Origin of the sequence: Streptomyces sp. NPDC006450 (assembly GCF_040612195.1) — a bacterium.
Lineage (GTDB): Bacteria > Actinomycetota > Actinomycetes > Streptomycetales > Streptomycetaceae > Streptomyces.
Window position 1 is genome coordinate 28,798 of sequence record NZ_JBEXPT010000021.1, and the last position, 20,775, is coordinate 49,572.

Below are 20,775 nucleotides of genomic sequence, written 5' to 3' on the forward strand. Positions count from 1 at the left end.
GTGCCTGCCCGGCCTCAGGCGCCGAGCGGCTCCTGCAGTTCGGTGACCCACTGGTCCCGGTCCTCCGGGACGGCCAGGGCCACCTCGCGTGCGTAGCCGGCGGATCGCTCCCCGTTCGCGTCGATCCACTGGGCCAGGGCCTGCGCGGTCGGCAGGACGGAGTCCATCGAACCCCGGTGCACGACCGTCGCCGCCCGCTCGACGGCGGGCAGCACGACGATCCGTACCTCGCCCCCGAGGTCCTCGGCACGCACGGACGCGGCCACCGGCAGCCCGGCATGGACCAGGACGGCGCCCGGCCGCTCCGCGTCGCCGGCGTCCTCGTAGTAGGCGATTCCCGGGGCGGTCGGCGTGACACCGGCGGCCTCGACGCGTCGGCACAGCTCGTCATAGAGCGGGCCGATGACCGGGCCGATGTCCTGCCCCTCGTAGCTGGCCGCGACCCCGCTCAACTCGGCCAGGCGGACGGGCGGAAGGCTCTTCACGACGATGTCGATGGACGACATGGTCCCCTCGTTCTCGATGATCCGGAGCCTCGTCTCGACCTGGGTCAGCCGGGCCGCCGCGGCGGCTATGGCCGATTCCAGTTCCGCCTGCCGCAGCCGCAGCATGCCGCGCAGCTCCTCCGCGCTCACCAACTCGTCGAGTATCGACCCCACCTGTTCCAGGCTGAAGCCGAGCTCCTTGAGCGCGATGACACGGTTGAGACGGGCGAGCTGTCCGGCCTCGTAGTAGCGGTAGCCGCTGGCGGGGTCGACACGGGCGGGGTGCAGCAGTCCGAGGGCGTCGTAGTGACGCAGCATGCGGACCGACACCCGGCCGTGTTTGGCGAAGTCTCCGATGGTGAACATGACGCCTTCCAGTGCAGGCCCTGACACGGTGTGAGAGTCAAGCGCGCCCACAGTACGCGGTCATCGGGCCAGGTCAGCGGCTCAGGGGAGTGGTGGGACCCACCGACTGGGTCCACTGACCTGGCCCCCCGGCCGGGCCTACCGGCTCGGCCCACCGGCTGGGCTCACAGGCTGGGCTCACCGGGCGGCCTGGCGGATGCAGAGATCCACGATGGAGGGCGGCAGGGACCCTTCGGCGGCCGCGCACAACTCGTCCGTGCGGGGCAGCGATGCCACGGGGTTCCGCGCGGGGCGGTCGGGCCGGGCGGCGGCCGCCTTGGGCGGGTGCGCGCGGCGTGGCGCGGCCGGCTTCGCGCGCCGTTCGGCCGCGGGGCGGGGGGTTTTGGCGGCAGGCCGGGAGCGTTCGCGTGCGCCGTCGCGGCCCGTGTCCTGCTGGTAGGCGTCGGCCCTCGCCGGGAGTTCACCGAGGGGCAGCGGCTCGGCGGGGATCCCGACCGGATCGGCTGCGGGGGACGCGTCGGGCGGCCCGCTGAGCTCCGGAGCGTCGGCGGGCGGTACGGAGCCACGCGCGGGCAGGTCGGAATCCCGCGGGCCGCCGACCGAGACGCAGCCGGTGCTCGCGAGGAGGGCGACGAGGGAGAGGGGCAGGGCCCGGCGCAACTGCATCGGACCACCATGCCGCAAGGGCGGGCGGGCCGGCCGCGGCGCTCACGCGGGGGAGCACGCGGACCAGGGGTGGGGAAGGCGCCGTGGGCGCCGCCGAAACGGTCCTGTGGGCGCACTGTGATCGTTTCTGCCCCCGCGGGAGGTTCACCGGTCCGGGAGAACGCGCACGTGGACGGGGGTGGACCTGGCGCGGAAATCCGGACAAGGTTCGGAGGGAACGACAGTGCGGATGCCGGGGGAGGCGCGACCCCCGGTGCTCCGCGTTGCCGTGCCGGTTCCCGGACCGGACCCGCCGTCCGGCGGGAACGCTCCGGGCGCCGGCTGCCTGTCCGCCTGCCTGCCTGCCTGCCTGCCTGCCCCGTACGGAGTCCCGCGCCATGACCGAAGCCCCTGCGCCCGGCAATGAACCCCGCACCCCGGAGCCGAAGCACCCGGCCGCATCGGGGTGCACTCCGGCCCCGGCCCCCGAACAACCCGTGCCCGCGCCCGACCCGGCGCCGGGGGCGGGCTCCCGGCCTGACTCCGTCTCCGGACCGGCCGCCGGGCCCGCCCCCGCGACGGGCGAGGCGGTCGCGCCGGACGAGGCCGTCGCCGGGTGGCGGGGATGGGGGGCCGTGGGGGCGGTGGCGCTCGGGATCTTCTGTCTCATCACCTCCGAATTGCTGCCCGTGGGCCTGCTCACCCCCGTGGGCGCCGATCTCGGTGTGTCCGACGGCACCGCCGGGCTCATGGTCACCGTGCCCGGGCTGGTCGCGGGATTCTGCGCACCCCTCGTCACCGTCGGCGCCGGCCGGCTCGACCGGCGGTGGGTGCTGGTCGTGCTGATCGCCCTGATGGCCGTCGCCAACCTGGTCGCCGCCGTGGCTCAGGACTTCGGGGTGCTGCTGGCCGCACGTCTGCTCGTAGGGGTCAGCGTCGGCGGGTTCTGGGCCATAGCGGGCGGCCTCGCCGTCCGCCTCGTACCCGCGCGCCACGTCGGCCGGGCCACCGCGCTCGTCTTCGGCGGCGTCCCCACCGCCTCCGTGCTCGGTGTCCCCGCCGGGACCCTGCTCGGCGAACTCGGCGGCTGGCGCTTCGCCTTCGCGGCCGTGGGCGGGCTCGGACTCCTCACGCTGGCCGCACTGGTCCTGCTCCTCCCGCCGCTGCCGCCGACCCGGACCATCACCTTCGCCCAACTCCCCGCCCTGCTGCGGCGCAACCGCGCGGTGCGGGCGGGGGTGGCCGTCACCTTCCTGGTGGTGACGGGCCAGTTCGCCGCGTACACCTTCGTACGGCCGATCATGCAGGACGTGTCCGGGGTGAACGCCGCCTACGTGAGCACCCTGCTCCTCGGGTACGGAGTCGCGGGCGTGGCGGGCAACTTCCTGGCGGGAGCGCGCGACCCGTACCGCACGCTGTTCACCGTCGGTGCCGCCCTCACCGTGATCCTGGCGCTGATCGCCCTGGTGCCGGGAGCGGTGGCGGGGACGGTGTTGCTGCTGGCCTGGGGGCTGGTGTACGGCGGGGTCTCGGTCAGCCTCCAGAGCTGGATGATCAAGGCCGCACCCGACGACGCGGAGGCCGCTTCCTCACTGATGGTGGCGATGTTCAACCTGGCGATCGCCGCGGGCGCGTTGTCCGGCGGTCTGGCCGTCGACGGCATCTCGGTGCCCGCGGCCCCGCTGGCCGGCGCCGCCCTGATGGCCATGGCGGCCGTCACCGTCCGGGTCACCTCGGCGTCCCGCACGGCCACACGCGCCGTCGTGGGCGCGGCCGCGCCGGCCGCCGTCAGCGCCCGAGACGCTTCACCGGCCGACCGGCGATAGATCAGCGGTGGCCCCTGGGGCAGGAGTTGGCCGTCCGCAATCCGGACGGTCAGCCGCTCGGTCTGGCAGAGGGACCACCACCCCCGACGGGACGGATCGAGGAAAGGGCCATACCCAGACCGGGCGGATGGGGTGGATCGGACATCCGGCTTGACCTGGGGCATCTCCTGGGGAAAGAGTGCGCCGGTCGAACACCGTCATCCGGACCGGCCCTGCCCGTGACGTCCGGATGTCCCCGTGTCTGGACGTCCCTGGACGTTCAGGTGTCCGGATGCCCTGCACCACCGCACGACCCGCACCTCGGAGAACCCGCACATGCCCATGCCCATGCCCGCCCACCCGGCCCGGCGCCGCCCGGACGGCTCTGGCCTCCGGCTGACCGGCGCGGACCCACGGTTCGGCAGCTTCGCCGTACCCGCCGTACCCGCCTCACGCGCCGTATCGGCCACGCCTGCGGCACCTGCCGGTGAGCCGGAGCAGGCCGAGGCGATCCGGCTCGGGGTCCCGACCGGCGCGGGCATGGCCGCGCCCCCGGCGATCGGCGGTGCCCGTGTTCCGGCCGCCGACGCCCGGACGGTCCTGGCCGCCCGGCGGCGCAGGACCTGACCGGCCGGGTACGGGGGCCGACACCGCACCGCCGCGCCGGCCCCCCGTACCCGCCGGGAGACAACCGTGTCCCCTGACCAGGATGGGAGTGGGCTCGTGCCCGACGACGACCGCTTGCTCGTACGCCCCTACGTAGCCCCCTCGGGCCCCCTGCCCGGCTCCTCCGCGCCGGTCTGGCCCGACGAGTCCGGGCGGATCACCGTACCGACCCGCTTCGGCCCGCCCGCCGAGGTGCCCGGGCCTTCGCCCGTACCCGTGGGGGAATCCGACCCCGCGCAGCAGGCCGCACCCTCGCCGGCCCCTGTCGGCGAGCGCCGGGGCAGCCGCCTCCCGTTCCTCGGACTCGCCCTGCTCGCACTCGGGGCGGCCGGGGCCCTCGCGTTCCTCCTGCGCAGCCCCGACCGGGAGCCGCCGCGCGCCGTGGCCCCGCCGGGCCTGTCCGTGCCGGTCCTCCCCGCGCGCAGCCCGGAGGCGGTCGAGGAACCGACCCCGGCCGTGGAGTCCGTACGCCCGCCCGCGCCCGGCACCCCGTCCGCGACGGCTCCGACCGGCACCGCTCAGACCCCTGCCGGCCCGTCCGCGGGTCCGAGCCGGGACCCGAAGCCGACGGGCCCGACGGGCAAGCGCCCGACGGCGCGCGACGGCGGGACCCTGAGTCCGGGGGACCGCGGGGCCGAGGTGCGGGCCCTGCAGGAACGGCTCCACGCGCAGGGGTTCACGTACGTCTCCGTCACCGGGGTGTACGACGGGCAGACCCGGCGCGGTGTCCTCCAGCTCCAGCAGAACAGGAGCATCGAGGGCGACCCGCCGGGCATCTACGGGCCGGTCACCCGCGCGGCCTTCCCGATCGAGGACTGACTCCTCCCCGGCGGTAGGACCCCGACGGCACATGGATCACACAGAGGTACTGCTCGTCGCAGGACGCGCGACCGTAGGCAGGACGACCGTGGGAGGGGAGGTCGCGGCGCGTCTGCGCGCCGCGACGGGTGCGCACCGCGTCATCGAACGGCATCGGCCCTGCCAGGACCGCGGTGAGGAGCCGGGCAGGATCTGAAGGAGACGGCCTGGCGGCCGGTCAGCGACCGCCGGCGACGCGCAGGACCGTACCGGTCGTGTAGGCGGCGTCCGCGGAGAGCAGCCAGGCGATGGCCGCGGCCACCTCCGTGGGCTGCCCGGCCCGACGGAGCGGGATCTCGGCGGCCGCGAGCGCCGGGCGGTCGGGATCCCCCATGGCGGCGTGCATGTCGGTGTCGATGATGCCGGGGGCCACGGCGTTGACCCGGATCCCGTCCGGGCCCAGCTCCTTGGCGAGCCCCAGGGTCAGGGTGTCGGTGGCCGCCTTCGTCGCGGCGTAGTGGACGTAGCGGCCGGGACTGCCGAGGGTGGCGGCCGCGGAGGAGACGTTGACGATCGCTCCGCCGCCCGACTCGGCCATGTCCCGGGCGGCCCGGCGGCAACAGAGCAGGTACCCGAGCAGGTTCACGTCGAGCACACGGCGCAGGTCCTCGGTCCGGATGTCGGCGAGCCGGCCCGGGGCGCCGGTCACTCCGGCGTTGTTGACCAGCCCGGTGACCGCACCGAGCTCGGCTCCGGCGATGTCGAAGAGCCGCTCCACGCCACACTCCTCGGAGGTGTCACCGCGCACGGTCACACACCGGGCGCCGGCCTCCCGCACCCGCTCGGCGGTGGCCTTGGCGGCCGCGTCGTCATGGAGGTAGCCGAGGACGAGATCGTGCCCGTCCGCGGCGAGCCGGACGCACGTGGCGGCACCGATACCGCGACTGCCTCCGGTGACGATGGTGACCGGACGACGTGACATATGAGCCTCCTGCATGACGCATTACCCCGTGTCGTGCCCACACCTGGATCGCCGCAGGCTAACACCGCGCTATGTGGGGGAGCGGCGGAAATGAGCTCCGGAGCGTGCTGCCGGATGGCGATCGGCCTCGCCGTCCCCGTGATCCGGGGAGCGGAGCTCCACGCGCCGACGTCCGCGAAACCCAAGGCCGTTGACAGGTGATCCGGTGCGCCGGGATCATGCGGGAGAGCGCTCTCCCGATGGTCGGGCGGTTGGTGTGCGAGGGGTGGACATGCGCGACGGCGACGTGGAACTACTGCTGGACAAGCTGGATCCCGAGCAGCGGGTGCGGCTGTTGACCGGGGCCGATACCTGGCGGACCCGGCCCGAACCGGACGTGGGGCTACGGGAGATCGTCTTCTCGGACGGCCCCGCCGGTGTGCGCGGACCCGGCTGGGACGAGCGGTTCACCTCGGCCCTGCTGCCCTCGCCCACCGCCCTCGGTGCGTTGTGGGACGAGGACCGGGTCCGTCGGCTCGGCGAACTGCTCGGCGACGAGGCCCGGCGCAAGGGCGTCCACGTCGTTCTCGCCCCCACCCTCAACCTGCACCGCAGCCCCCTCGCCGGACGCCATTTCGAGTGCTTCTCCGAGGACCCGTTGCTCGCGGGCCGTACGGGGGCGGCCCTCATCCGCGGCGTCCAGTCGCGGGGGGTGGCCGCGACGGCGAAGCACTACGTGGCCAACGACTCCGAGACGGAACGCCTGACCGTTGACGTACGGCTCGACGAGCGGGTGCTGCGCGAGCTCTACCTCGCGCCCTTCGAGGCCGCCGTCCAGGCGGGGGTGTGGCTGGTGATGTCGGCGTACAACAAGGTCAACGGTGTGACCATGAGCGAGAGTTCCCTGCTCGCCCACCCCTTGAAGGGGGAGTGGGGCTTCGACGGGGTGGTCGTCTCCGACTGGGGCGGTGTGCGCTCGACGGTGGCTTCGGCCGTCGCCGCGCAGGATCTGGCGATGCCGGGCCCCCGCGGTCCCTGGGGCGAGGCGCTGCGGGATGCCCTGGCGAGCGGCCGGGTCCCGGCGGAGGCGGTCGAGGACAAGGTCCGCCGACTCCTGCGATTGGCGTCCCGCGTGGGGACCCTCGTCCCCGGAGGCAATCCTCCGGCCCGGGCTTCGACGCTGGTTCCGGACCCGGCCCGGGTTCCGCCCTCGGGCCGGCTCGATGCCTCGGAGTCGGCGCCGACCGCGGTCCGCGGTGATGCCTCCGCCCCCGACGCCCTGCGCCGGGAGGTGCGGGGCGCGGCTGCTGCGAGCTTCGTCTTGTTGGAGAACCGCGGGGTGTTGCCCCTGGACAAGGGGGCGTTGGGGCGGGGGGTCGCCGTCACCGGGGTGCATGCCGATGAGCCCCGGGTCCAGGGCGGCGGGAGTTCCGAGGTGTTTCCGCAGCGTGTGGTCAGTCCGCTCGACGGGCTGCGGAGCGCGCTGGGCCCGCACGTCCGGGTCGCCTACGAAGCGGGCCCCGTGCCCGAGAGCGGCGGCGGGCAGGTTCCGCTGGGTGCGCGGTACGCCCGCGACCCCGAAAGCGGTGCGCCGGGCGTGCGGTTGCGCGTGCTCGACGCCGACGGGGCGGTGCTGTGCTCCGCCCACCAACCCTCCGGCCGGGTGCTGGAACCGGAACTGCCGCCCGGCGCCCACACCGTCGAGCTCGCCGCCGTCCTCCACCCGGACACGAGCGGAACCTGGACCCTCGGACTGGGCGGCTTCGGCGCACTGCGCCTCTCCGTCGACGGAACGGCCCTGCTCGACGGCGTGTTCCCGCCCGAGACCGCCGACCCGGCCGTCATCCACGTCCGCCCGCCCCAGCACACCGCCCGGATCGCGCTCACCGCCGGCCGGCCGGTGCGCGTCGTGGCCCGGCGCGAGCTCGCCTCCGGCACGGGCCGGGCGACCGTACTCACCGCCGCACCGCCCCTTCCGGGCCGAGCCGAGGCACTCGCCGCCGCCGTGTCCGCCGCCCGGGCGGCCGACGTGGCGGTCGTGGTCGTCGGCACCACCGAAGGCGGGGAATCCGAGGGGTTCGACCGCACCTCGCTCCGACTGCCGTCACTTCAGGACGAGTTGGTGGCGGAGATCGTCCGCGCGAATCCCCGTACCGTCGTCGTCGTCAACTCCGGCGGCCCCGTCGAACTGCCCTGGCGCGAAGCCGCCGGAGCCGTCCTCCTCACCTGGTTCCCCGGCCAGGAAGGCGGTCACGCCCTGGCCGACGTCCTCCTCGGTCGCGCCGAGCCGGGCGGGCGGCTCCCCACCACCTGGCCGGCCACCCTCGCCGACGCCCCCGTACGCACCACACGGCCCACCGACGGCAGGCTCCCGTACGAGGAAGGTCTGCACACCGGTCACCGCGCCTGGCTGCGGAGGGGAGCCGCCGGCCCGGCTCCCGCGTACTGGTTCGGACACGGACTCGGCTACACCACCTGGGAGTTCGAGCGCCTCGGTGCCCCGGAACCGACCCCGGGTGGGGGCTACGAGGTGCCCGTGATCCTCCACAACACCGGCACCCGGCGCGGCCGAGAGGTCGTCCAACTCCACCTGACCCGACCGGACTCGGCGATCGAGCGCCCGGTGCGCTGGCTCGCGGGCTGGGCGTCGGCGGAAGCGGAGCCGGGGGAGCGGGTGACGGCGTACGTACGGATTCCCGCGCGGGCCCTCCAGCACTGGTCCCCGCAGGCCGGGGGCTGGACGGCGGAGCCGGGGCGGTTCACCGTCCTGGCCGGTCGCAGCGCGGGCGACCTGCCGCTCCGGGGTGTGATCGAGGTCGGCGCCGGCTTCTGACCGAGCTCGGAGTGAGGTCCGGGGAAGTGGTCGCGCGGTCTGATCCAGGTCCCGGGGGGTGCGGGCGCGGGCGGCTAAAGTGCCGCCATGGACGCAGCGAGCACGGCCGCCGGCATGGGCACCGGCACGGCCACCGGCACCGGTACGGCCCCGACCCTGGAGGACGTGGCCCGCGCCGCCGGGGTGTCCCGGGCCACGGTGTCCCGCGTGGTGAACGGGGTCCGCAATGTGGATCCCGCCATCCAGCAGGCGGTCCAGCGGGCCGTCGCCGCGACCGGGTACGTACCGAACCGCGCGGCCCGCTCGCTGGTGACCCGGCGCTCGGGCGCGGTGGCGCTGGTGGTCTCGGGCGCGGGAGCGGACACCGGCCGGGTGTTCCAGGACCCCTTCTTCGGGCGGGTGGTGAGCGGAGTCGTACGGGCCCTGCGGCCGCGCGGAGTGCATCCGGTGCTGCTGTTCGCCGACGGGGAGGCGGACCGCGCGCAGGTGCTCGCGTACCTCACGCAGGGCGGTGGCGACGGGGCCCTGCTCGTCACCACCGACGGCCGGGACCCGCTGCCCGGCCTGCTCGCGCGCGCCGGTCTGCCCGCGGTGCTCTTCGCCCGCCCGGCGCCCGGGGTTCCGCTGGACTGGGTCGACCTGCGCCACCGCGAGGGCGGGGTACTGGCCGGGCGGCACCTCCTCGCCCGGGGCTGCAGGCGGCTCGTCGCGATCGGCGGCCCGGCGGACGTCCCGGCGAGCCGGGACCGGGTGGCGGGCTTCCGGGAGGCGGGCTTCCGGGAGGCGCTGGCCGGAGCGGCGGTACGGGTGGCCGAGGCGGACTTCACGCTGGACGGCGGCGAGCAGGCGATGCGCGCGCTCCTCGCCGAACACCCCGACCTGGACGGTGTGTTCGCGGCGAACGACCTGATGGCCCAGGGGGCCTGTCTGGTGCTGCGCGAACACGGCCGCCGGATCCCGGAAGACGTGGCGGTGGTCGGCTTCGACGACTCCGGCGCGGCGGTGGCGGCCAGGCCCCGCCTGACGACGGTCCGCCAGCCGGTCGAGGAGATGGCGGCGGAGATGGTCCGCCTCCTCCTGGACCGCGTGTCCGGCACGGCGGCACCCGAGCCGGTGGAAGTGCTCTTCGACCCGGAACTGGTGGTCCGCGACTCGGCGTAGGCGCGGATGGCGCTGGCCGCTGGCCGGGCCCAGGGAGCGGGGCCGTAGCAGAGGGCATCGGGATGCGGGCCGGTGTGAGCCGTGGCCACCGCGCGGTGGCCACGGGCCGGATGCGCCGGTGCGCCCGGTTGGGCCCCAGGTGAAGTGCCTCGGCCTCGGTGCCCAACCGCCCGCTCCCGCTCCGAGCCCGGCCGGCCCCGGCCGCCTCGGCCGGCCGGCCCCGGCCGCCCCGGCCCTCCCGCCCCCCGTCGGTCACGCGTTCGCGTCGGCTCAGCAGTCGAAGGCCGACCAGCAGATGTCGTTGCGCAGTCGCTGGTCGTCGAGTACGAGTTCGCGGATCGCCTCCGGGAGCTGCTCGCGCTGCCACCGGCACTCGCGGCGTCCTGCCTCCTCGGCTCCGCCCTCGCCTTCCGGGGCGGCGGCGCGTGCGGCCTTGATCGCGTAGGCGGCCGCGCCGAGCTCGTGCGCGGCGACGTGGGCGACGGCTCCGGCCTGGCCCGCGGCGTACGCGGCATGACGGGCCGCCCCGCGCAGATCCCTGGCCGCGCCCATCGCATGGCCGCCCGCCGCGCGCGACCGGGTCATCGTGACCTCGCCGCGCACCCACGCGCGGGCGTGCTCGATCGCCTGACGCGGTCGCGGGTCCTCGGGCCGGACCGACTCGAACAGGTCGAGGACGTGCTCCGCGCAGGCTGCCGCCCACAGGGCGAGGAGGTGATGATCCGGATCGGTGAGGGTCCCGCCCCGGCGGATCGTCACGAAGCGGGGGTCCCGGATCTTCGGGAGGATCATGGTGGGCGCTCCTTGGTCGGGTCGGGCGTCAGGGTAGCGCCGCCCGGGCGCACGTTGCCCCAGCGCTCCCCTGACGCCCGCCCCGCCCCTACCGCCGCCCCTACCCCCGCCCCGCCGTCGACGCGGAGCCGCCGCGGGTCTGGAGGGACGTCTGCCAGCCCGGGGCTTCCGCCGCGGGTTCCGGCGGGGTGCGGCGGCCGCCCGTGGCGAAGAAGGCCGCCAGGGGGAGCGTGGCCGCGCCCACGGTGACCGCGTCCGGGCCCAGTGAGCCCATGTCGATGGTGACCCGGGCCGCCGGGTGGCGCAGCGAGTAGCGTGTCGCGTGTTCCCGTACCGCCGGGAGGATGTGCGGGCCCAGCATCAGGCCGGCCCAGCCGCCGATCAGGATCCGCTCCGGCTGGAAGAGGTTGATGACGTCCGACAGGCCCGCGCCCAGGTACTCCGCGGTCTCGTCGAGCACGTCGAGTGCGATCGCGTCCCCGCCGCCGGCCGCCGCCAGCAGCGCGGCCAGGGCGCCCTCCTCGTCCCCGGCGACCACGTCCCCTCCGCCGCCCCGCTCCGCCCACCGGGCCAGGAGCGACTCCGCTCCCGTGTACGCCTCCAGGCAGCCCAGCGCCCCGCAGCGGCAGCGCCGCCCGCGGACCTGCACCGTCAGGTGGCCCCACTCCAGGGGTGCGCCCCCGGTGGTGGCGCCGTCCGGGGAACCGTCGGTGATCAGGCTCGCCCCGACGCCGGAGCCGAAGAGGACGACCACCGCGTCCCGGGCCCCGCGTCCCGCGCCGAACCACATCTCCGCCTGGCCGAGCGTGCGCGCGCCGTTGTCGATGATGTACGGGACCTCGGGCGGCACGGCCTGCGTCGCGCGCAGCAGCGCCTCCAGCGGGACCGCGTCCCAGCCGATGGTCTGCCCGTGGACCACGGTTCCGCCCGGCGCGTCGCGGTCGACGATGCCCGGTACGCCGATGCCCACTCCCAGGAGCCGGTCCGTCCCGACCCCCGCCCGTTCCAGGACGGTGGCGATGCCGCTCCGTACGTGGTCGACGATCGGGCCGACGTCGTAGCAGCCGCGCGGCTGCAACGGGAGCTCGGTGCGGGCCAGTTCGGTGAGGGTGAGGTCGAACAGCTCGACCCTGACCCGGGTTTCGCCCACGTCGATGCCGATCATGTGCGCGCTGCCGGGCGCGACGCGCAGCAGCGTGCGCGGGCGGCCGCCGTCGGAGTCGACGATGCCGGCCTCCTCCAGCAGTCCGTCCGCGACGAGCTCACCGACCACGTTGCTGACGGATCCCGAGCTGAGCCCGGTCGCGGGGCCCAGTTCCTGCCGGCTCATGGGCCCGCCGAAGTACAACTGCTGCAGCACGGCGCTGCGGTTGCCCCTTCGCAGGTCCCGCACCGTACGTCCACTGCGCCCCGTGGTCATGTGGCTCCTTCCGCCCTGACATCGATCGCAACATACCCTTGCGCGACCCCTTGACGCGACCCTTTCCCGAGGCTTAACTCACGTCCTAAATTAAGGCCTGGAAAGAACGGAGCCGCCGAGTACCCGGTTGGGGCCGGGTGCTCGCACCGTTCGCCGGCCTTTCTCCTCAACCCTGCCGAAAGGGACCGAGCCGCCATGCGCAGAACCCGAGCCGCCGCCGTCACCGCCGTCACCGTCTCCATGCTCGCAGCCGCCACCGCCTGCGGAGGCGGATCCGCGGATGCGGAGGGCTCCAACAAGGCCCCCAAGGAGATCACCTACTGGGCCTCCAACCAGGGCCCCGACATCGCGGCGGACCAGGCGACCCTCGGCCCGGAGCTGAAGAAGTTCGAGGAGCAGACCGGCATCAAGGTCAAGCTCGAAGTCGTCCCGTGGTCGGACCTGCTCAACAGGATCCTCGCCGCCACCGCTTCCGGGCAGGGCCCCGACGTCCTGAACATAGGCAACACCTGGTCCTCCTCCCTGCAGGCCACCGGCGCCCTGCTGCCCTGGGACGCCAAGAACTTCGAGGCGATCGGCGGCAGGGACCGGTTCGTGGAGTCCGCCATCGGTTCGGCGGGCGCCAAGGGCAAGGACCCGGCCGCCGTCCCGCTGTACTCGATGTCGTACGCGCTCTACTACAACAAGAAGATGTTCCAGGAGGCGGGCATCGCGAAGCCCCCGGCCACCTGGGACGAGATGGTCACCGTCGGCCAGAAGCTGTCCAAGGACGGCAAGTGGGCCCTGGGCGCCGAGGGCGCGAACCTCTCCAACAACATCCACCAGGCCTTCGTCTTCTCGCAGCAGCACGGCGCGGAGTTCTTCGACGCGAGCGGCAAGCCCACCTTCGACAGCGCGGCCAACGTCGACGCCGTCAAGCAGTACGTCGACCTGATGGCCAAGGACAAGATCATCGCCCCGGGCAACGCCGAGTACGACAAGAACCAGTCCCTCCAGGACTTCGCCAACGGCAAGACCGCGATGGTCCTGTGGCAGAACGCGGCGAGCAGCTTCAAGGCCCAGGGCATGAAGGAGGGCGACTGGGGCGTGGCACCCGCCCCCGTCCCGGCCGGCGGCGCCCCCGGCGCCGGCAAGAACGTCAACTCCATGGTCGCCGGCATCAACCTGGCCGTCTTCAAGAACACCGACAACATCGACGGCTCCCTGAAGTTCGTGAAGTTCATGACCAGTGACGAGGAGCAGAAGATCCTCAACGAGACCTACGGCTCCATCCCGCCGGTCAAGGCGGCCCAGACGCACCCCGCCTTCGGCACCGAGGACCTCACGGTGCTCCGCAACACCCTGTCCACCAGCGCCGCGCCGCTCCCGCAGGTCCCCGAGGAGTCCCAGTTCGAGACCGCGGTCGGCACCGCCGTCAAGGAGCTCTTCGCCGACGCCGCGGCCGGCCGCCCGGTGACCACCGAATCGGTCAAGGCGAAGCTCACCAAGGCCCAGCAGCAGATGCAGAAGTGAGTAACCGTTCATGACCTCCGCCACGGCGGGAAGGGTGCGGCGTACCACTGCCCGGGTACGCCGCACCGGGCGCCTGCGCCGCGCCGCCCTGCCCTACCTCCTGCTCCTGCCCGCCCTGTTCTTCGAACTGCTCGTCCACCTCGTCCCGATGGTGATGGGCATCGTGATGAGCTTCCGGCAGCTGACCCAGTTCTTCATCCGGGACTGGTCCAGCGCCCCCTGGTCGGGCCTCGACAACTACGAACTCGCCGTCGACATCAACAAGCCCGTCGGCGAAGCACTGCTGGGCTCCTTCTTCACGACCTGCCTGTTCACCCTCCTCTCGGTGGCCCTGTGCTGGTTCCTCGGCACCGCCACCGCCGTGTTCATGCAGGAGACCTTCCGCGGCCGCGGACTCCTGCGCGGCCTGTTCCTGATCCCCTACGCGCTGCCCGGCTACGCGGCCGTCATCACCTGGGCGTTCATGTTCCAGCGGGACAACGGCCTGGTGAACCACGTCATCCACGACCAACTGGGCCTCGGCGGGGCCGAGCACACCTTCTGGCTGCTGGGAGAGAACAGCTTCTGGGCCCTGCTGACCGTCTCCGTCTGGAAGGGCTGGCCGTTCGCCTTCCTCATCGTGATGGCCGCTCTCCAGAACGTTCCCAAGGACCTCTACGAGGCGGCCGCGCTGGACGGGGCCGGGACCTGGCAGCAGATCCGCCGGATCACCCTGCCCTCGGTCAGCGCCGTCAACCAGGTCCTGATCCTGGTGCTGTTCCTGTGGACCTTCAACGACTTCAACACCCCCTTCGTGCTGTTCGGCAAATCGGCCCCCGAAGCGGCCGACCTCATCTCCATCCACATCTACCAATCCAGCTTCGTGACCTGGAACTTCGGCACCGGCTCGGCCATGTCCGTCCTGCTGCTGCTCTTCCTGCTGCTGGTCACCGCGGTCTACCTGTTCTTCACGACACGGGGACGGAAGGAAGCCGATGCCTGACCGCAACCGCCGGGCCGCCCTGCACGGCCGCCCGCGCACGCGGCCCCGTACGAGATCACCGCTCGACCCCCCGACGTCGTTCAAGGTGATCCGGGCCGTCTTCCTCACCCTCCTGGCCGGCTTCGTCGCGCTGCCCGTCTACGTGATGGCCGCCAGCTCGCTCAAGCCCCTCAAGGACGTGGCGGGAGAGTTCCGCTGGATCCCCAGCGGGCTCACCATCCGCCCCTACATCGACATCTGGCACACGGTCCCGCTCGCCAAGTACTTCGTGAACTCGCTCATCGTGGCGGGCTCGGCCACCGCCTGCTCCGTCGTGATCGCGATCTTCGCGGCCTACGGGGTCAGCCGCTACCGCTTCCGCGGCAAGCGCCTCTTCACCGTGACGGTGCTGTCCACCCAGATGTTCCCCGGGATCCTCTTCCTGCTCCCGCTGTTCCTGATCTTCGTCAACATCGGCAACACCACCGGGATCGCCCTGTACGGATCCCGCGGCGGACTGATCCTCACCTATCTCACCTTCTCCCTCCCCTTCTCCATCTGGATGCTCATCGGGTACTTCGACTCGGTGCCCCGCGAACTCGACGAGGCCGCCACCGTGGACGGCTGCGGACCGCTCGGCGCGCTCTTCCGCGTCGTCATCCCGGCCGCCGTACCCGGCATCGTCGCCGTCGCCGTCTACGCGTTCATGACCGCCTGGGGCGAAGTGCTCTTCGCCTCCGTCATGACGAACGACGCCACCCGGACCCTCGCCGTCGGACTGCAGGGCTACTCCACGCAGAACGACGTGTACTGGAACCAGATCATGGCCGCCTCGCTCGTCGTCAGCATCCCCATCGTCGCCGGATTCCTGCTGCTACAGCGGTACTTGGTGGCCGGACTCACGGCAGGAGCCGTCAAATGACCCTGTACGCAGAACGTTTCAACGCGGGCCGTCCCGACAGCGCCCCCGACTCCATCGACCTCGCGGCACTGCCCCGCGACTTCGTCTGGGGCACCGCCACCTCCGCCTACCAGATCGAGGGAGCCGTGGCGGAGGACGGCCGCGCCCCCTCCATCTGGGACACCTTCACCCGCGTCCCCGGCGCCATCGACGGCGGCCACAACGGGGACACCGCCTGCGACCACTACCACCGCTGGCGGGACGACATCGACCTGATGCGGCAGCTCGGCACCAACGCCTACCGGCTCTCCGTCGCCTGGCCCCGCGTCCTGCCCGGCGGCGACGGCCCGGTCAACGCCAAGGGCCTCGACTTCTACGACCAGTTGATCGACGGCCTGCTCGCCGCCGGCATCGAACCGTCGGTCACCCTCTACCACTGGGACCTCCCGCAGGCCCTGCAGGACCGGGGCGGATGGCCCGAGCGGGCCACCGCCGAGCACTTCGCCGCGTACGCCGGCACCGTCGCGCAGCGCCTCGGCGACCGCGTCACCCAGTGGGCGACCCTCAACGAACCCCTCTGCTCGGCGTGGATCGGCCACCTCGAAGGCAAGATGGCCCCGGGCGCGACCGACCTCACCGCCGCCGTCCGCGCCTCCTACCACCTGCTGCTCGGCCACGGCCTGGCCGCACAGGCCATCCGTGCCGCAGCACCCGGCGCGCAGATCGGCATCGTCAACAACCTCTCCACCGTCGAGCCCGCCTCCGACAGCGAATCCGATCGTGCGGCCGCCCGGCGGATGGACGGCCACGTCAACCGCTGGTGGCTCGACCCGGTGCACGGCCGCGGCTTCCCCGCCGACATGCGGGAGGTCTACGGAGTCGATCTCCCCGAGCGGCCCGGCGACCTGGAGACCATCGCCGCACCGCTCGACTGGATCGGCCTGAACTACTACTTCCCGCAGGTGGTCACCGCCGACCCGCACGGCGCCGCCCCCTACGCCCGGATGATCGACCGGCCCGACGTCCCGCGCACCGGCATGGACTGGGAGGTCGACGCGGACGGCCTGGAGGCCCTCATCATGCGGCTGACCGAGGAGTACGGGGCCCGGCGCATCCTCATCACCGAGAACGGTTCCTCCTACCCCGACACCGTCGCCCCCGACGGCAGCGTCCACGACCCCGAGCGCACCGCCTACCTCACGGCCCACCTGGCCGCCTGCGCCCGCGCCGCCCGCCGCGGCGCTCCGCTGGCCGGCTACTACGCCTGGTCCCTCCTCGACAACTTCGAATGGGCCTACGGCTACGACAAGCGGTTCGGACTGGTCCACGTGGACTACGAGACCCAGCAGCGCACCGTGAAGACCAGCGGACGCCACTACGCGGACGTGATCGCCGCCCACCGCGCGCCGTAGCCGCTCTGCCCGCTGCCCCCTTCCACCCCACCCTTCCCACCCCACCCCACCCGGGACCGCTCCGCCGCGCCGCGCCCGCCCCTCCTCCCGGGGCGGGCGCGGCTCTTCGTGGTGGGATGGGGGTCGGGGGCACGCGACCGGCGCACGGAGAGGCGAGAGGTATGTCCGAGGACCAAGAGGGCACCATGCGGGCGATGACGTACGACACGTACGGCGGAGTGGAGGTGCTCTCCGAGAGCCGGATCAAGGTGCCCAAGGTCGGCCCCGGAGAGGTCCTCGTCCGGGTCCGCTGCGCCTCCGTCAACCCCGTCGACTGGAAGATCATGGCGGGCGGGCTCGACGGCCTGATGGACGTCGTGTACCCCGTCGTCCCCGGCTGGGACGTGTCCGGGACGGTCGAGTACGCGGGCATCGACACCCCCGAGTTCACCGCGGGCGACGAGGTCGTCGCCTACGCGCGCAAGGACTACGTCCACGGCGGCACCTTCGCCGAGTTCGTGACCGTGCCCGTACGGGCCCTCGCGCCCAAGCCCGCTTCCCTGACCTGGCAGCAGGCCGCCGGACTGCCGCTGGCCGGCCTCACCGCGTACCAGCTGCTGACGCGCCTGGACACCGGCAAGGAGGACACCGTCCTCGTACACGGAGCCGCGGGCGGCGTCGGCTCCCTGGGCGTGCAGATCGCCCGCGCGCTCGGGGCCCGCGTCATCGGCACCGCATCCGCGCGCAACCACGACCGGCTGCGCGAGCTGGGCTGCGAACCCGTCGAGTACGGCGAGGGCCTCGCGGACCGGGTCCGCGCCCTGGCGCCCGACGGGGTCACCGTCGTCGCCGACTTCGTCGGGGGAGTCCTCGACACCACCCTGGCGGTCCTGGCCGAGGGCGGCCGGCACGCCTCCATCGCCGACCACAACGTACTCGGCGCCGGTGGCCAGTGGATGTGGGTGCGACCGGTCGGCGCCGACCTCGCCGAGCTGGGCCGGATGGCCGACGCCGGGCAGCTCACCGTCACCGTCGCGGAGACCTTCCCGCTCGCGGAACTGCCGGCCGCCTTCGAGCTCAGCAGGGAAGGACACACCGCCGGGAAGATCGTCCTGGAGGTCTGAGCCCGGCGGAGGACTTCCGCACGCGGAGCCGCGCGCCGCCCGGGTCAGGTTCGGGCGGCGCGCGGGGTGTGCGGGGCGTCGGGCCAGGGATCAGGCGTAGACGCCGAAGTGGAACAGGGAGTAGCCGTAGCCGGTGCCCCGTTGGGTCAGGTCGAGGCGCACGTACCGGCCCGACGCGAAGATGTCGAAGTCGTCGATGCCGCCGTCACCGTTGGAAGTGGCGTGAGCCGTGCGCCAGTTCTGGCCGTCGTCCGACACCTTGATGGTGTACGCCTTGCCGTACGCGGTCTCCCACACCAGCTGGGCGTGCCGCAGCTGCTTCACCGACCCCAGGTCCACCTGGAGCCACTGGGCATCGGACCACGTCGTCGCCCAGCGCGTGCCGGCGTTTCCGTCGGTGGCCAACTGCGGACCGCACGGGCAGCCGCCGTAGCCGTCGTTCTGGAAGGTCGAGGCGGTCGTGGGCCGGTTCAGCGCCACGTCCGTGCCCGACACCGGCGGCGGGACCACCTTCACCGAGCGCTGCTCGACGCCCACGTTGCCGCGGCCGTCCTTGACCTTGACGTAGAGCTTCCACGCGCCGGTCTTCGCGGGGGCCGTGGCCTTGAGCGTGCCGTTGCCCAGGTGGGTCGACGGCACCGAGATCAGCCCGCCGCCCCCGTCCACGTACTTGCTGCCCCAGAGCACCTCGTACGCGAGCTGGTCACCCTCGGCATCGGTCGCCGGGGCCTGGATGGTGATCTCCTTGCCGGCCGGGACGGCGCCCGGGTCGGGGACGGAGGGGACGGCCACGGTCGGCGGGAGGTTGTCGCCCGCCGTGCCGCCTCCGTAGGCGCGCTTGACCGCGTAGTACATCTTGCGGCGCTCCCCGGCCGGGGTCAGGTTGAACCAGTGCCCGCCGAAGTCGTACTCGGTGCCGTAGTGGAACACCGTGGCGCCCAGGGCCACGCCCCCGTGTCCGGTGACACAGTTCCAGGCGTTGGTGTAGCCGTCGGCCTTGGCCTGGTCGCCGGGCTCCAGCGGGACGCCGTTCGCGTCGTTCGGAACCTCCCACTCACCCGCCGGGCCGGTCTCCGTGATGATGTAGGGCTTGGTGTAACCACCCTGCTGCCAGGCCTGCTTGACCCCACAGGCCTCCTTGTAGGCGTTGACGGCATAGAGGTCCAGGTCCGGGGAGTTGCGCTTGTAGTACGTCCAGGCGCCCACCCAGGCGTCGGTGGAGGTGACCGGGTGGTTGGCGTCGATGCGGTGGATTGCCTTCGCCACGTCGTTCACGAAGGCCGTGTACGCGTTGCGCTGGTTCTCCAGCTCGGTGCCGGAGTAGCAGTTCTGCAGTCCGAGCACCGACTCGTTGCCGACGTTCCACATCAGGACGGCCGGGTTGTCGCGGTAGGTCTGCACCCACTTGGTGAACTCGGCCAGCATGTTGTTCTTGTACGTCGTGTCCGTGACGTAGTTCGTGCAGCCGCCGCTGCCCGGACCGCCGCCGGGCTGGAGCCAGAAGCCGGCCACGACCTTGATGCCGTTCGCGTTGGCGGCGTCGAACAGCTGGGCGCTGCCGGCGTCGGTGCCCCAGGTGCGGATGGTGTTGGCGCCCAGCGACTTCACGTCGGGGAGCAGGCGCGCGGCATCGGCCGGGGAGGGTCCCCAGGTGACGCCTTTGACGAGATACGGAGAACCGTTCACGGTCAGCTGCCAGTTGCCCTGGGATCCGGTCACCTTGACCACGCTGCCGGCGGCCTGGGCCGGGCCGGCGGGCACGAGGGTGACGGCGCCCGCGAGCAGGGCGGCGGTGGCCACGGTGCTGCGCATGCGGGTGAGCATGCAGGAACCTCCTTGGGAGGGAGTGGGGGGAGGGGGAGCGCTACGGGAGGCGGCCGTCGGGGCCGAGCACGGTGCCGGCCTCCGGGTGGTACTGGTCGTAGCCGCGGTTGTTGCACTGCAGGCCACCCTTGATGCACTGCTCGACCATGGCGTTCAGGGTGCGCTCGTCCCACGCGTTGAAGAAGTCGTAGTGGAAGGAGTGGCCGGAGCCGCTGGACAGCCTGACCTGGGACATGTCCCCGCTGACCGGGAAGGCCATCTTGAACTCGACCATCGGGACTGCGACCGGGTGGGAGGCGGGACAGACGTTGTCGTTGTTGCCGGGCTTGGTGACCGGGTAGGCCATGTGCGCCTTGTGGTCGGGTGTGTCGAGGTTCTTTCCGTCCCAGCAACTGGGCGACTGCATCCGGATGTTGAGCTGGGTGCCGGCCGGGCAGTTGGCCGGGAACTCGGTGTTCTTGAAGCTGTCACCGCACTCCCAGCCCTCGACCCAGCCCTTGTGGCCGCGGAACTCCGCCGCGGTCTGGGTCGGGCTGCCGACGAGGAACCGCAGACCCTTGGGGAAGGGGCGCACGCTGGTGTAGTCGGTGACCCCGGTCTTGTAGTAGATGACTTGGGGGCCCGTGGGCAGGACCTTCTGGCTGCCGTTGAAGAGGGTCGGCATCCAGTAGCCGGACAGGTCGCCGACCGCGGTGCAGGCCGTGCTCCCGGCGCTGAGCGAGGCGGTGGTGCTGTTGGCGTTCGTGCCGGTGTTGCCCATGAAGGTGTGGTCGTGGGAGGCGCCGGGGCGGCCCGCGTAGACGATCGGGTCGTCCGGCGCGGTCTTGGTGACCGAGCAGTTGGCCTGGAACTCGTGGAAGTAGCGGTCCGGCGGGTTGTTCCAGGACGGGGTCACACCGGTGACCTGCGGAACGGCCGGGATGTAGCCGTCACCGTCGGGGTCGTCGCCGCCGGCGAGCGGGGCCACGGCGGCGTGGTTCATGTTCATGTGGACGGTGCCGGAGTCGGGTGTCGCCTGCGCGGTGAGCGCTGTGGCGCCGAGGCCGGCGGCCGCGGTCACCGCGACGGCGGCCGAGAGCAGGAACGCGGACAGGGTCCGCGGTCGGAGATTCATCGTTCAGCTCCTTCTG

The 20,775-nt window shown here is 72.8% G+C and carries 17 protein-coding genes; 10 read left to right on the plus strand and 7 right to left on the minus strand.

The window, feature by feature from the left end; genetic code table 11:
- Positions 1-14: 14 nt before the first annotated feature.
- Both ABZY57_RS10290 and ABZY57_RS10295 read right to left on the minus strand, forming a co-directional pair.
- Positions 15-851: a MerR family transcriptional regulator gene (locus ABZY57_RS10290; RefSeq protein WP_356510155.1), complete on the minus strand. Its 837-nt coding sequence runs from the start codon at positions 849-851 to the stop codon at positions 15-17.
- Positions 852-1,028: 177 nt separating this feature from the next.
- Complete coding sequence (locus ABZY57_RS10295; RefSeq protein ID WP_356510157.1) at positions 1,029-1,517, minus strand: hypothetical protein; 489 nt, start codon at positions 1,515-1,517, stop codon at positions 1,029-1,031.
- A gap of 377 nt (positions 1,518-1,894) precedes the next feature.
- On the opposite strand from ABZY57_RS10295, the gene ABZY57_RS10300 reads away from it, so the two are divergent.
- The 3 genes from ABZY57_RS10300 to ABZY57_RS10310 all read left to right on the plus strand — a co-directional run bounded on the left by ABZY57_RS10300 (position 1,895) and on the right by ABZY57_RS10310 (position 4,786).
- On the plus strand, positions 1,895-3,322 hold the full coding sequence (locus ABZY57_RS10300) for an MFS transporter (RefSeq protein ID WP_356510159.1): 1,428 nt from the start codon (positions 1,895-1,897) through the stop codon (positions 3,320-3,322).
- A gap of 315 nt (positions 3,323-3,637) precedes the next feature.
- Positions 3,638-3,928: a hypothetical protein gene (locus ABZY57_RS10305; RefSeq protein WP_356510161.1), complete on the plus strand. Its 291-nt coding sequence runs from the start codon at positions 3,638-3,640 to the stop codon at positions 3,926-3,928.
- 96 nt (positions 3,929-4,024) lie between these two features.
- On the plus strand, positions 4,025-4,786 hold the full coding sequence (locus tag ABZY57_RS10310) for a peptidoglycan-binding protein (RefSeq protein WP_356510163.1): 762 nt from the start codon (positions 4,025-4,027) through the stop codon (positions 4,784-4,786).
- 217 nt (positions 4,787-5,003) lie between these two features.
- On the opposite strand, the gene ABZY57_RS10315 is transcribed toward ABZY57_RS10310, so the two are convergent.
- Positions 5,004-5,747 (minus strand): SDR family oxidoreductase, encoded by a 744-nt coding sequence (locus ABZY57_RS10315; RefSeq protein WP_356510165.1) that lies wholly within the window; start codon positions 5,745-5,747, stop codon positions 5,004-5,006.
- A gap of 271 nt (positions 5,748-6,018) precedes the next feature.
- On the opposite strand from ABZY57_RS10315, the gene ABZY57_RS10320 reads away from it, so the two are divergent.
- Both ABZY57_RS10320 and ABZY57_RS10325 read left to right on the plus strand, forming a co-directional pair.
- Complete coding sequence (locus ABZY57_RS10320; protein ID WP_356510167.1) at positions 6,019-8,559, plus strand: glycoside hydrolase family 3 C-terminal domain-containing protein; 2,541 nt, start codon at positions 6,019-6,021, stop codon at positions 8,557-8,559.
- Between the two features lie 87 nt (positions 8,560-8,646).
- On the plus strand, positions 8,647-9,720 hold the full coding sequence (locus ABZY57_RS10325) for a LacI family DNA-binding transcriptional regulator (RefSeq protein WP_356510169.1): 1,074 nt from the start codon (positions 8,647-8,649) through the stop codon (positions 9,718-9,720).
- A 270-nt stretch (positions 9,721-9,990) separates the two neighbouring features.
- Here the strand turns inward: ABZY57_RS10325 and ABZY57_RS10330 are convergent, their stop codons facing one another.
- Together ABZY57_RS10330 and ABZY57_RS10335 are read right to left on the minus strand one after the other, a co-directional pair.
- Positions 9,991-10,512 (minus strand): putative immunity protein, encoded by a 522-nt coding sequence (locus ABZY57_RS10330; protein WP_356510171.1) that lies wholly within the window; start codon positions 10,510-10,512, stop codon positions 9,991-9,993.
- 100 nt (positions 10,513-10,612) lie between these two features.
- Positions 10,613-11,932 (minus strand): ROK family transcriptional regulator, encoded by a 1,320-nt coding sequence (locus ABZY57_RS10335; protein ID WP_356510173.1) that lies wholly within the window; start codon positions 11,930-11,932, stop codon positions 10,613-10,615.
- 195 nt (positions 11,933-12,127) lie between these two features.
- Here ABZY57_RS10335 and ABZY57_RS10340 point away from each other — a divergent pair, with 195 nt between their 5' ends.
- The 5 genes from ABZY57_RS10340 to ABZY57_RS10360 all read left to right on the plus strand — a co-directional run bounded on the left by ABZY57_RS10340 (position 12,128) and on the right by ABZY57_RS10360 (position 17,821).
- Positions 12,128-13,444 (plus strand): sugar ABC transporter substrate-binding protein, encoded by a 1,317-nt coding sequence (locus ABZY57_RS10340; protein WP_356510175.1) that lies wholly within the window; start codon positions 12,128-12,130, stop codon positions 13,442-13,444.
- 10 nt (positions 13,445-13,454) lie between these two features.
- Positions 13,455-14,426 carry a sugar ABC transporter permease gene (locus ABZY57_RS10345; protein ID WP_356510177.1) on the plus strand — a complete coding sequence of 324 codons (972 nt, stop codon included), beginning with the start codon at positions 13,455-13,457 and terminating at the stop codon, positions 14,424-14,426.
- Positions 14,419-15,327 (plus strand): carbohydrate ABC transporter permease, encoded by a 909-nt coding sequence (locus tag ABZY57_RS10350; protein WP_356510179.1) that lies wholly within the window; start codon positions 14,419-14,421, stop codon positions 15,325-15,327. Before ABZY57_RS10345 ends, ABZY57_RS10350 begins: the two co-directional genes overlap by 8 nt.
- Positions 15,324-16,718, plus strand: a complete 1,395-nt coding sequence (locus tag ABZY57_RS10355) for a GH1 family beta-glucosidase (RefSeq protein ID WP_356510181.1) — start codon at positions 15,324-15,326, stop codon at positions 16,716-16,718. The genes ABZY57_RS10350 and ABZY57_RS10355 overlap by 4 nt, the downstream gene beginning before the upstream one ends.
- Before the next feature lie 185 nt (positions 16,719-16,903).
- Complete coding sequence (locus ABZY57_RS10360) at positions 16,904-17,821, plus strand: NADP-dependent oxidoreductase (RefSeq protein WP_356510217.1); 918 nt, start codon at positions 16,904-16,906, stop codon at positions 17,819-17,821.
- Between the two features lie 90 nt (positions 17,822-17,911).
- On the opposite strand, the gene ABZY57_RS10365 is transcribed toward ABZY57_RS10360, so the two are convergent.
- Together ABZY57_RS10365 and ABZY57_RS10370 are read right to left on the minus strand one after the other, a co-directional pair.
- Positions 17,912-19,645 carry a discoidin domain-containing protein gene (locus tag ABZY57_RS10365; protein ID WP_356510183.1) on the minus strand — a complete coding sequence of 578 codons (1,734 nt, stop codon included), beginning with the start codon at positions 19,643-19,645 and terminating at the stop codon, positions 17,912-17,914.
- A 40-nt stretch (positions 19,646-19,685) separates the two neighbouring features.
- Positions 19,686-20,759, minus strand: coding sequence for a DUF1996 domain-containing protein (locus ABZY57_RS10370; RefSeq protein ID WP_356510185.1), 1,074 nt, complete (start codon positions 20,757-20,759; stop codon positions 19,686-19,688).
- Between the last annotated feature and the right edge of the window lie 16 nt (positions 20,760-20,775).